Source organism: Alcaligenes sp. SORT26 (genome assembly GCF_017377875.1).
GTDB lineage: Bacteria > Pseudomonadota > Gammaproteobacteria > Burkholderiales > Burkholderiaceae_B > Alcaligenes > Alcaligenes parafaecalis.
Window position 1 is genome coordinate 2,339,516 of sequence record NZ_CP070975.1, and the last position, 12,365, is coordinate 2,351,880.

At 56.2% G+C, this 12,365-nt stretch carries 7 protein-coding genes and 1 riboswitch; of the genes, 3 read left to right on the forward strand and 4 right to left on the reverse strand.

The genetic code is table 11. The features are described from left to right. Positions 1 to 22 precede the first annotated feature (22 nt). Positions 23 to 214 (reverse strand): DUF3460 family protein, encoded by a 192-nt coding sequence (locus tag JYG33_RS10790; protein WP_042486589.1) that lies wholly within the window; start codon positions 212 to 214, stop codon positions 23 to 25. Positions 215 to 291: 77 nt separating this feature from the next. Here JYG33_RS10790 and JYG33_RS10795 point away from each other — a divergent pair, with 77 nt between their 5' ends. Further along, complete coding sequence (locus JYG33_RS10795) at positions 292 to 1,752, forward strand: DHA2 family efflux MFS transporter permease subunit (protein ID WP_243430147.1); 1,461 nt, start codon at positions 292 to 294, stop codon at positions 1,750 to 1,752. Positions 1,753 to 1,847: 95 nt separating this feature from the next. Here JYG33_RS10795 and JYG33_RS10800 read toward each other — a convergent pair whose 3' ends face one another. Beyond that, positions 1,848 to 2,690, reverse strand: a complete 843-nt coding sequence (locus tag JYG33_RS10800; protein WP_207872266.1) for a helix-turn-helix transcriptional regulator — start codon at positions 2,688 to 2,690, stop codon at positions 1,848 to 1,850. A 1-nt stretch (position 2,691) separates the two neighbouring features. Beyond that, positions 2,692 to 6,465: a methionine synthase gene (metH, locus tag JYG33_RS10805; protein ID WP_207872267.1), complete on the reverse strand. Its 3,774-nt coding sequence runs from the start codon at positions 6,463 to 6,465 to the stop codon at positions 2,692 to 2,694. 142 nt (positions 6,466 to 6,607) lie between these two features. Beyond that, positions 6,608 to 6,772, forward strand: a riboswitch (cobalamin riboswitch). A 70-nt stretch (positions 6,773 to 6,842) separates the two neighbouring features. Here metH and JYG33_RS10810 point away from each other — a divergent pair. Continuing rightward, positions 6,843 to 8,726: a TonB-dependent receptor gene (locus JYG33_RS10810; protein ID WP_207872268.1), complete on the forward strand. Its 1,884-nt coding sequence runs from the start codon at positions 6,843 to 6,845 to the stop codon at positions 8,724 to 8,726. A 70-nt stretch (positions 8,727 to 8,796) separates the two neighbouring features. Beyond that, positions 8,797 to 9,879 carry an ABC transporter substrate-binding protein gene (locus JYG33_RS10815; RefSeq protein ID WP_243430148.1) on the forward strand — a complete coding sequence of 361 codons (1,083 nt, stop codon included), beginning with the start codon at positions 8,797 to 8,799 and terminating at the stop codon, positions 9,877 to 9,879. Between the two features lie 18 nt (positions 9,880 to 9,897). On the opposite strand, the gene JYG33_RS10820 is transcribed toward JYG33_RS10815, so the two are convergent. Next, a complete protein-coding gene (locus JYG33_RS10820; protein WP_243430149.1) occupies positions 9,898 to 12,321 on the reverse strand; it encodes a TonB-dependent receptor in 2,424 nt (807 codons plus the stop codon). Positions 12,322 to 12,365: the final 44 nt, after the last annotated feature.

The window sequence follows — 12,365 nt, forward strand, 5'->3', positions numbered from 1 at the left end:
TCACAGGCGCAGGTGTACAGATTTAGTTGTTTTCGTAGTACACGTAAGGTTTCTGAGGTGTGCGAGCAGCCTTGTAACCGTCTTGCAGTTCCTGATCAATCTGCTTGTCCCACAGACGATAGCGGCCTTCACGCTGCCGTGCTTCGGTATCCGCATTCTGATCTTTATACTGTTTAAGAAACTGGGTAATTTCGGATTCGAAATTCTTTGCCATAATACCTGTACGCCTAAAATAAATTGGATAACAGAAAAGTTTGAGTTTACTGCACCGCACACCAGAGAGTTCGCCGCATGGCATCTGAACAGACCGAAGCCGCCAAACCGGCGACCATGTCCCCTCAAGAGCGTCGAGCTATCCGCATCATTCCCTACATCGTGGGATGTGCATTATTCATGCAGATGCTGGACTCTACGGTTGTCGCCACTGCCCTGCCCACGATGGCCTTGTCGCTGGATACCAGCGTCATACGCATGAATACCATCATTACCAGCTACCTGCTGGCCGTGGCTGTATTCGTTCCTATCAGTGGATGGGCTGCAGACCGCTTTGGCGCGCGCAAGGTGTTCCTGGCCGCCATTCTACTCTTTACCGCCAGTTCTGTTGCATGTGCCCTGTCCCAGACCCTACCCCAACTGGTCATTTCCCGCGTGATACAAGGCATGGCGGGGGCCATGATGGTGCCGGTGGGACGCATTATCTTACTGCGGCGCGTGCCTAAAGATCAGCTTTTAAGCGCCATGGCAGTACTAACCTTGCCCGCCTTGTTAGGCCCCATCATCGGCCCGCCCGTGGGTGGTTTTTTAGTCACGTACGCGAGCTGGCACTGGATTTTCCTGATCAATATCCCCGTAGGGATACTGGGCATCGCCCTGGTGCTGCGCTATATACGCGAGGACTACCCCACCGAGCGACCGCCACTGGACTGGCTGGGCTTCCTATTAAGTGCTATTTGTCTGGCCACATTGGTAACAAGCTTCGAGAACGTAGGTCACGGCACCATTAGCTGGGCCACCCTGGGCTGGCTGACCCTGGCGGGTCTGGTCGCCGGAGCATGGTACATCTGGCATGCACGGCAAGTAGCCTATCCCATTATTGATTTGTCCTTGCTACGTACCAAAACCTTTGCCATTTCCGTGCTGGGTGGCAATCTGTGCCGCTTCTCGCTCGGGGCCGCGCCATTCCTGTTAGCGATCATGCTGCAAACCAACTTTGGCATGAGCGCCCTATCGGCGGGTCTGATCACCTTTACCGGCGCGATTGGTGCTCTGGGCATGAAGCTGGTGGCTCCCCCCATCATCCGGCGCTACGGTTTTCGCAAAGTCCTGATCGTCAACGCCTGGCTGACGGGCTTGTTCATCGCCCTGTGCGCCATGTTCCAGGCGACCACTCCTATGTGGCTGATGATCGCCGTGCTAACCGCAGGCGGCTTTTTCCGCTCCCTGCAGTTCACCGCCGTCAATACCCTGACCTATGCCGACCTGGAGTCTGAAGCCATGAGCCAGGCCAGCAGTTTCGCCGCCATGGCGCAGCAACTGGCTATCAGTCTGGGCGTGGCATGTGCAGCGGTGACCTTGAATGTCAGCATGTCCCTGCGTGGCGCGACTAGCGTGGCAACGCAAGATACGATCTGGGCTTTTCTGATCTTGGGTGCGATTACGGCGATATCGAGCCTGTCCTTCGCGCGTCTATCCGCTACAGACGGTGAAGCTTTGCAGCAAGCACCTCGCAAAGCAAAAAAAGTTAACGGTTAAGCCAGAGTGAGGGAGACAGCCTGTCAAACAGGCTGTTTTCTTCGGCTAAACCAGTGCCAGGACTCTCAACGATCCTGATACGCCACCTTAGATCACTACTCCAATGGTGGTATTTGATCATTCAACAGCATGACCAGCTTGCAATCGGGCCGTATCGCCAGACGAAAAGTAAACTGTTGAAAACGCCGGACACCTTCTTTGGGGTGTCGGAAATCCCGCAAGCCCCCTTCCCGTTCCACCACGGTCTGGCGTCCCCACCAGAAAGCGAATACCTGGCTTTGATGCGCCAACTCCTGGATCAAGGCCTGTACATCAGCTTCGTCCGCGTGTGCGCCTACATCGGCGCGGAACTCGGCCACGACGCGGCTGGCGCGCTGTTCCCAGTCCACCACCAGCTCACGCGCGGCGGGGTCCAGAAAGATATAGCGTAATAAATTGGGCTGCTCGCTGCGGTCCGGCCAGCCATCGAACAGGCTGAGCAAAGCTTCGTTGCGGGCCAAGACGTTCCAGCTACGATCCAGAATATAGGCAGGTGCCAGAATGCTATCCACGCAGGCGCTCAAGCCTTGCGGCAAGGGTTGGATATCGCCTTGCCAATGTTCGGGATCAGCGCAATCTGCCAGTTCAAACAGGTAGTGGCGCTCGGCACGGGCCAGCTTCAGAACGGTAGCCAGACGAGCGCATACGGTGGGCGACACGGTCACATCGCGGCCCTGCTCGATCCAGGTGTACCAGGTGGTGCTGATGTCGCACAACTGAGCGACTTCTTCGCGACGCAGACCCGGCGTGCGACGGCGCACGCCGGGGGCCAACCCCAGGTCCACAGGTCGGATACGTTCCCGCGCATGGCGCAAGAAACGGCCCAAAGCCTGACGCCGGGTTTGGGATGCGCTCTCGGCGCCTCCCGGATTAGCCCCTGTCTGCCCCGTCGTTCCCATATCAGCCCAGAACGCCCGACAAGGTACGGCGTACGTCTTCTTCTGTACGGCCACTACGCTGGATGTAGTCTTGCAATTGATCCTCGCCGATATTGCCCACGTTGAAGTACTTGGACTGCGGGTGGCTGAAGTAGAAACCCGAGACGCTGGAAGCCGGAATCATGGCGTAACTGTCGGTGATGAACATATCAATATCCTCACACTGCAAGACACGGAACATTTCGTGTTTGACTACGTGCTCCGGGCAGGCCGGGTAGCCGGGTGCGGGGCGAATGCCCTGGTATTTCTCGTCAATCAGTTCTTCGTTGGACAGACGTTCGTCCGTCACGTAGCCCCACAAGTCCGTGCGCACGCGAGCATGCAGACATTCTGCAAAGCCTTCTGCAAAACGGTCGCCCAGTGCTTTGATCATCAGGTCGGAGTAATCGTCACCAGCGGCCTGGAAACGCTCGGACAGTTTGTCTACGCCGATCCCACCGGTGACGGCAAACATACCGATGTAATCCGCCACGCCGCTTTCTTTAGGGGCGATGTAGTCGGCCAGACACTTGCTGTCCACGCCTTCACGCTTGACGCCTTGCTGGCGCAGATTTCGCCAGGTGAACAGCACTTCGCTGCGCGATTCGTCTGAGTAAACTTCGATATCTTCGCCGTTGACGGTATTGGCGGGGTAGAAAGCAATCACGCCATTTGCCGTCAACCAGCGGCCTTCAATGACTTTTTTCAACATGGCCTGCCCTTCGGCAAACAATGTCTTGGCCTGCTCCCCCACCACCTTGTCTTCCAGAATGGCCGGGTACTTGCCAAACAGGCTCCAGGTCTGGAAGAACGGCGTCCAGTCGATGAACTGGGCAATATCCGCCAGGTCGTAATTCTTGAAGGTACGACGGCCAATGAACTTGGGGCGCGGCGGCACGTAAGTAGACCAGTCGATGACGGGTTTGTCTTCGCGTGCTTTTTCCAGAGAGATCAGCGGTGTGGCTTTGCGATTGGCATGGCGCTGACGCACCTGCTCGTATTCCTCGCGTACCTCGGCCAGAAAATCTTCCACGTTATCCGACACCAATTGGGTTGCTACACCGACACAGCGGCTGGCATCAGGCGTGTAGATTACCGGGCCCTCGTAGTGCGGGGCAATTTTTACGGCGGTATGCACGCGGCTGGTAGTGGCACCACCAATCATCAAGGGGATATTGCGTTCGCGGAAGTAAGGATCGCGCTGCATTTCCGAGGCCACATAGGCCATTTCTTCCAGGCTAGGGGTGATCAGGCCTGACAAACCTACGATATCGGCGTCCACCTCTTTAGCCTTGGCCAGAATCTCGGCACAAGGCACCATCACGCCCATATTGACCACTTCAAAGTTATTACACTGCATAACCACGGACACAATGTTCTTGCCGATGTCGTGGACGTCGCCTTTCACGGTGGCAATCACCATGCGCCCCTTGGAGCGCACATCACCACCAGCCGCTTCAATCTGGCGCTTTTCTTCTTCAATGAAGGGAATCAAGTGGGCCACGGCCTGTTTCATCACGCGGGCAGATTTCACGACCTGTGGCAGAAACATCTTGCCCTGACCGAAGAGGTCTCCCACCACGTTCATGCCGTCCATCAAGGGACCTTCAATCACGCTGATGGGACGTCCGCCCTGGGCATCAATTTTCTGCCGGACTTCTTCGGTATCTTCCACGATGAAGCTGGTAATGCCGTGTACCAAGGAGTGAATCAGGCGCTGCTCAACAGTCGTTTCACGCCAGCTCAAGTCTTCTTCTTTCTTGGCACCCGAGCCTTTCACGCTTTCGGCCATTTCAACCAGGCGCTCGGTGGGGGTGCGCTCGTCTGCCGGATCGGTTTTACCTTTAGGCTCGGCCCGGTTCAGGATCACGTCTTCAATCAGATCGCGCAAACGCGGCTCGATATCGGCGTACACACCCAACTGGCCCGCATTCACGATACCCATCGTCAGGCCTTCCTGAATGGCGTAGTACAGGAAGACGGTGTGAATGGCCTCGCGCATGGCTTCGTTGCCACGGAAGGAGAAGCTGACGTTGGAAATACCGCCAGACAAGCGGGCATGGGGCAGATTCTTGTGAATCCAGCCTGCTCCACGGATAAAGTCCAGACCGTAATTAGCGTGCTCGTCCATGCCGGTTGCGACCGCAAAGACGTTGGGGTCGAAAATAATGTCTTCAGGCGGGAAGCCGACTTCGTCTACCAGCAGGCGGTAGGCGCGTTCGCAAATCTCCACCCGGCGTTCGTAGCTATCGGCCTGACCTTGCTGGTCAAAAGCCATTACGACTACGGCCGCCCCGTATTTACGGCACAGGCGCGCGTGTTCCAGGAAGGGCTCAACGCCTTCCTTCATGGAAATGGAGTTCACAATTGCCTTGCCCTGCACACAGCGCAGACCCGTTTCGATCACATCCCACTTGGAGCTGTCGATCATGATGGGCACACGGGCAATGTCCGGCTCGGAAGCGATCAGGTTCAGGAAACGATGCATACAGGCGGCTGAGTCCAGCATGCCCTCGTCCATATTGATGTCGATAATCTGCGCGCCGTTTTCTACTTGCTGGCGGGCAACCGACAAGGCTTCCTCGTAATTTTCCTGCTGAATCAAGCGCAAAAACGCCTTGCTGCCGGTGACGTTGGTACGTTCGCCCACGTTCACAAACAAGGTGTCTTCGTCGATATTCAAGGGTTCCAAACCCGAGAGGCGGGTTTTAACTGGAATCTCGGGTACGACACGGGCTGGCAGTTTGCGGCACAGCTCGGCAATAGCCGCAATGTGTTCAGGCGTCGTTCCGCAACAGCCGCCCACCATATTCACCAAACCCGCCTGGGTAAATTCCTGCAGCAGGCTGGAGGTGTCGGCAGGCGTTTCATCAAAGCCGGTTTCCGCCATCGGGTTGGGCAAACCTGCGTTGGGGTAGACACACACATAGGTGTCGCAAATCTTGGACAGCTCGGCCACGTATGGGCGCATCAAGGCGGCACCCAGGGCACAGTTCAGACCAATCGTGATTGGGCGGGCATGACGCATGGAGTTCCAGAAGGCCTCCACAGTCTGGCCAGACAAGATACGGCCAGAGGCGTCCGTCACCGTACCCGACACCATGACGGGAACACGCTCGCCCCGTTCATCAAACACCGACTCCAAGGCAAACACGGCCGCTTTGGCGTTCAAGGTATCGAAAACGGTTTCGATCAGCAGCACATCCACGCCACCGTCCAGCAAAGCATGTACCTGCTCGGTATACGCCACGCGCAACTGCTCAAAGGTGACGTTACGGGCAGCCGGGTCGTTCACATCTGGAGAAATAGAGGCTGTTTTAGGCTGTGGGCCCAAGGCACCGGCCACAAAGCGCGGCCATTCAGGTGTGCTGAAGGCATCGCGCGCCTGACAGGCCAGTTGGGCCGAGGCCAGATTCAGGTCATAGCTGATGCCCTGCAAATCGTAATCGCCCTGGGCAATATCCGTTGCACCAAAGGTATTGGTACTGATGACGTCGGCCCCAGCAGCCAGGTACTTCTCGTGAATTTCCCGAATGATGTCCGGGCGCACCAGCGACAGCAATTCGTTATTGCCCTTCACATCTTTGTGATGATCCGCAAAACGCTCGCCCCGGAAGTCGGCCTCACCCAGCTTGTAGCGTTGAATCATGGTGCCCATCGCACCGTCCAGAATCAAAATCTGTTGACCCAGGCGGCGAGCAAATTCTGCACCACGCGTGTAGGCAGAGATCGGGTAAGGCAAGGCAGGATAGGACACTAAAAGCTCCGTAACACGAAACGGGACGTTGACGGCATCTGGCAGCAAGAGCCGCGAGAATGGTGGATTGACGCCACAATTGTAGCGCTTTGTACGGTAATTCCGCCCTAAACACTTAACCTTTGCCCCCGCGGCATGTAACATTTTCCGCTCGGAAAGAGGTGCTTTCCGGTCCACGCCAAGTTGGACCTGGGAAAGTCAAATGGGAAACGTGATCTGTTCACACCCGAACAGCCAAACGTGCTGCCCCCGCAACGGTACCTGCTACGCGCAAAGCCCGACACCAGCCTGCTTATCGACCCTGAATTCATGGCCGCCCCACCAAGGGGCAGCTTCGCTTACTGGTGTGCGGGGACGCACATCCCACAGGAATTTCCATGACTCTACTGTCCATCAGACCTTTGATGGTCGCCCTGGCGGGCGCCCTGCCTTTCATCGCCACGGCCCAAACTGCCTCTGTCACCAAGCTGGATCAAATTGTTGTTACCCCTAGCCGCATGGCGCAACCACTGAAAAACGTGGTAGGTGATGTAACGGTGATTGATCAGGAGACCCTGCAGAAAGCGGGTCAAAGCAGCGTGGCTGAAATTTTGCAGCGTCAGCCTGGGGTGGAGATTTACAGCAGTGGTGGTCCGCAGACTACAACCGGCGTTTTTTTACGCGGTACTGACCCCAAACATACCCGCGTCATGATTGACGGCATGCGTATCAATAGCCCCACCAGTGGTTCGGTAAACTGGCAAGCGATTGACCCTGCCCTGATCGAGCGCATTGAAATTGTGCGTGGAGCAGGCAGCAGCCTGTATGGCTCGGATGCGATTGGTGGTGTCATCAACATCATCACGAAAAAAGGTGGCGGTGACCGTGCCTTGAGTGCCTGGGGTAATGTTGGTGTGGGTTCGCAAGACACCTTCAAAGCCAGCGCCGGTTTTTCGGGGGCGTCTCAAGGTTGGGACTACAGCCTGGCCTCCAGCTACGGTACCAGCGATGGCTTTAATGCTACTAATCCACTTGCAGGTATATACACCTATAACCCTGACAAGAACGGCTACACCCAACACGGGCTGAGTGGTTCCGTGGGTTACGAATGGGCGAAAGGCCAACACCTAGGTTTGACCGTCATGAATAACTATATAGACGGTCAATTCGACAACGGCCAGAAACTAGCCAGTACCCCCACGACACAGGCTCGCCAACAAGCCTATGGTTTAACCAGCACAAACAAGCTAAGCGAGCTTTGGTCCAGCCGTCTCAACATGTCTTGGGGTAAGGAGACTGTTAACAATCACGCTGAAACAGTGGACTATCCGTTTAGCTCACGCTATTCGACCATACAACGTCAATACAGTTGGCAAAATGACCTAACGGTTGCTAAAGGCCACGTAGTGTCTGTGCTAGCTGAACGTCTGGAGGAGCGTATGACCCACTCCAACGCTCATACAGCAGACAAACGAAACACCAATGCCTTTGCCCTGATCTACCGTGGCGACATCAATCAACATCACCTGCAGGCCAGTGTCCGTAACGACAATATTGGCGGCTTTGGTCACAAGGTAACTGGTGGACTGGGCTATGACTTGGATCTCACTACGAATTGGACGGTCGGTGTGGCCGCCAATACAGGCTTCCGTGCAGCCTCTTTTGCAGACCTCTACACTCCCTACCAAGCAAGCGACTATGGTAGTTTTGTTGGTAACCCCAACCTTAAGCCTGAAAAATCCCGCAACATCGAAGGCAATATCCGCTATACAGACGACACGACTGAATTAGCCCTAGTGGTTTATCAAAACAATATTCGTGACTTCATTAACACTTATAACTGCGACGCTGCCTTTAACTGTACTACTACGAATACGGAGAGGGCCCGTATCACAGGCCTAACACTAACTGCCATGAAGCAATTGGGCGACACCACGCTGACTGCTAGTGCCGACTTTACCGACCCCAAAGATAGGAACACCGACAAGCAGTTGGTACGCCGTGCCAAGCAAAACTACAAAGTGGCCGTGGAGCACAAGTTCGGTGATCTGAAAACTGGTGCCGAATACCTGTTCGCTTCCCACCGTTATGAAGACGCAAAGAATGAGCAACGTCTGGGCGGCTACGGCCTGCTAAACCTGACTGCCAGCTACCCGCTGACTTCCAGCCTGGAAGCGCAACTGCGCTGGAACAATGTGCTCGACAAGGACTACAACCTGGCCAGCCGTGGTTACAACAACGCAGGCTCCAGCGTGTTCCTGAACTTTGCCTGGCGCATGTAAGCAGTAAAATCAGCTTCGCTTGATTCTGGCGCGGTTCTGCTCAAGAGCCGCGCCATTTACTTAAAGGCGCATGATGCCCTCTTTGCCTGCGACGTTTCGTCTCCAACACCCGAAGCGCTCTGTCTGGAGCGGATTAGGGCTATGGGCTTTACTTGGCCTGTTCGTCCTGCTTTCGGGATTGCCCATCCTGACGCAAGCGCAGGAGCAAGACCCGCTGCAATCACAGGCGCAGATTCAAGCACAGCCCAAGGCACAAACACAGACACAGACACAGACACAGACAAGCACAGAACAAAGCACTCAAGAAGTACAAAACAAGCAGCAAGATCAACAAGTACAAAAAGCCTCAACAGACCAAGAGGCGCTGTACACACCAACTACCGCTCCTGCCCGCGCAATCAGTCTGGCCCCTCACATCACTGAGATCCTGTTTGCTGCCGGTGCTCAAGACCACTTGATCGCTGTGGACAGTTCCAGCGACTACCCGCCTGCTGCCAAGGATCTGCCCCGCGTTGGGGACGCCTTGCGCGTCAACCCCGAACGACTACTGGAGCTGAAACCTGATCAGGTCTGGGCCTGGCAGTCCAACCAGATCGGGCCTGAGCTACAGCGCCAGCTAGAGCAAACCCATATCAGCCTGATTTTTGCTGCCCCAAAAAAACTGGACGATATTCCCGCCTTTATCCGTCTGGCAGGAGACAGCCTGGATACGGCTGATGTGGCCGTTCCTATCGCCGCCTTGCTGGACAATCAGATTGCCGCCCTGCGTCAGAACAGCCGCTTGGGCGAGACTGTCAGCGTGTTTCTGGAAATCGGCTCCGAGCCTTTGTACACCCTGGCGCGCGATCCCTTGATTCAGGATGTGTTGACCACCTGCAAGGCGCAGAATATCTACGCCCATCATGCCGCCGTCGCCCCCACCATCAGCTTGGAAGATGTGCTGCACAAGCGCCCACAGGTCGTGATCATGGCCTACCGTGATCCGGCACAATTGCGCACCCGTCATCTGTTCTGGGAAAAGCATCTGGGCCTGAGCCCCCACGCTTTGCTGAACCTGAACCCGGATGCGCTGTACCGCCCTGGCCCCAGGCTGATAGAGGCGACTCGCGAACTGTGCGAGCAGTTGGATCGCTATCGAGCCCAGGTGTCCTAGACGCTTGTCAGCTCTGGCTTAGAACTGATATTTCACCGCCAGCATCATGTTGCGCGGCTCGCCCCAGGTATAGGTGCTGTACCAGGAGAACATGGAGTAATAGCGCTTGTCGAACAAGTTATTGACGGTAAAGGTGGCCGACAAATTCTTGTTGAAGCGATAACGTGCCATCGCATCCACCAGCCAGTAACCCGAGACCGTATGCTGCACCTTGCCCGGCGATCCTGGTCGGCTGACATCGCCCCAGGTCTTGCTTTGCCAGCGCGCACCGCCACCTAGCGTCAGACCATTCAGCTCACCCTCGAAATCATAGGTGGTGTAAATATTGAACTGATGCTCAGGCGATAAGGTCGACACCTTTTCACCATCGCGACGCGACAGCTTGTAGGCATAGCCCGCGTGCATCTGCCATTGCGGCGTCAACTGGCCAGCCACTTCCAGCTCTACCCCATTCGTACGCACGCCCTGGGTCGCCTCGTAGGCAATGCCGCCTGATGGTGTGCGCCCCCCCGTTTCCTTGCCAAAGTTATCCTGACGCAATTGGAAGTAAGCCACGCTCGACGTCAAACGCCCCCCCAGGAACTCGCCTTTGACACCGACCTCGTAGTTGTCACCACGCAAGGGGTCCAGCGTACGGCCGCCTTCGTCCCGCAGGTCTTGAGGCTGGAAGATGTTGGTGTAGCTGGCATAGACCGAGAAGTTGTCGTTCAGGTCGTACACGGCCCCAAAGTAAGGCACCCATACGCCCGTCTCACGCATATCCATCTTGTTGTAGTTGGCGTAGCGAGTACCGAGCAGCAGCTTCAAGTCATCACGCAGGTTCAGGCGCGTGCTGACGTACACGCCATTTTCCCGTGTCACTTCCCGATCATCGCCCAGATGCTCCCAGTTCATGCGCGGCCAGCGGCCATCCCATTCGTAGTAATTCGGGACATCGGTATTGCTGCTTTCTCCATAAGACGCATTGGTCCAGCGACGGCGTGATACCCCACCCCCGACCACCAGTTCATGCTCACGCCCAAATAGTTCAAAGGGGCCAGTCGCATAGAAGTCAGCCGTATTGGAGACCGTCTTGCCTACGTAGCGCCCGGACCATAAGGAAGTACCTTTGCCGGTCAGAGGATCAGGATTTCCAGCAGCCACCGAAGCCAGTTCGGAGTCGTAGCCATTGATCAGGTGGTTAAGCTGCACCTTCGCCATCCAGCCGCTGTCGAACTCATGCTCCAGCGTGGCAAAGGCCGAACGGGTGTACTGGTTCCAGCGACTCCAGCGCGTACCGTTATTAAAGGAACGGTCCATATCGTTGAAATTGCCTTGCGCGTCATAGATCGGGATGCCGCCCCAGGTCGAGCCTTTGGGGTCGTTATCCTGCAAGTCCGCCCCCAGGGTCAGCCGGGTATCCGGTGTCAGGTCGGCTTCTACAATGCCGTACAACACCAAGGTCTGGCGCTGGTAGTGGTCCAACTGGCTTTTCTTGTCCTGATAGGCACCGACCATACGGCCACGTATAGAGCCTGTCTCGTTCAAGGGACCGGAGAAATCCACCTCACCACGATAGTTGTCCCAAGTGCCTGCACCCGCACTGGCATGGCCCTGAAACTCTTGCGTCGGCTTTTTACGAATCATATTGATCGTGGCGCCGGGGTTACCACTGCCGGTCAGCAGGCCAGAGGCCCCTTTCAAGACCTCGACACGATCATAAATGGCCATATCGCTGAGGGTGTTACCCGCGGAGTATGGCGAATCCCGCAAGGTGGGGATGCCGTCGTACTGGAAGTTCTTGATATCGAAGCCACGTGCCTCGTAGGCGGTACGCTCACTGTCGTACGTAATGATGCTGACACCTGGGGTATGGCGCACCACATCATCAATGCTGGTCAGATTGAAGTCGTCCATCATCTTGCGTGTGGTCACACTGATGGCCTGCGGTGTCTGGCGTGGCGTCAAGCGCAAACGGGTTGCCGTCGCAATCGTACCGGCAGCATAAGTGCCTGAACCTTCGGTAATGTCGCCCAGTGCATTGCGGCGCACTTCAATACGCGACAAAGATTGCACACCCGCCTCATCAGCCAGGGTGTCGCTATCAGACAAGGCAATCAAGACATAGCCCTGATCCCGACTTTGAACCTGAAACGGCTGCCCGGCCAGCAAGGCGGCAAAACCTTCCTGTACCGAATACTGGCCTTGCAAGCGCGGCGCGCTCAGGCCCTGTAATCGCGAGGAATCCATCACCAAGGCCACCCCAGCCTGTTGAGCAAACTGGCTCAAGCGGCTGGCCAGATCACCGGCCTCCAGAGAATAGGCTTGCGTGTTCTGGGCCGATACCGGGGCCACATTCAGCATCAATGCCCCCACCACAGCCAAGCCCAGCAGGCGGCGATAAGTAGCAGGCATGAGCGGCGTCTTCACAAGCGCCAAAGGCGGCGCATTCTTCGGGACCATGAAATCTCTCCTTCTTTGGCAAGGTCTATCTGTTAAAGACGCAC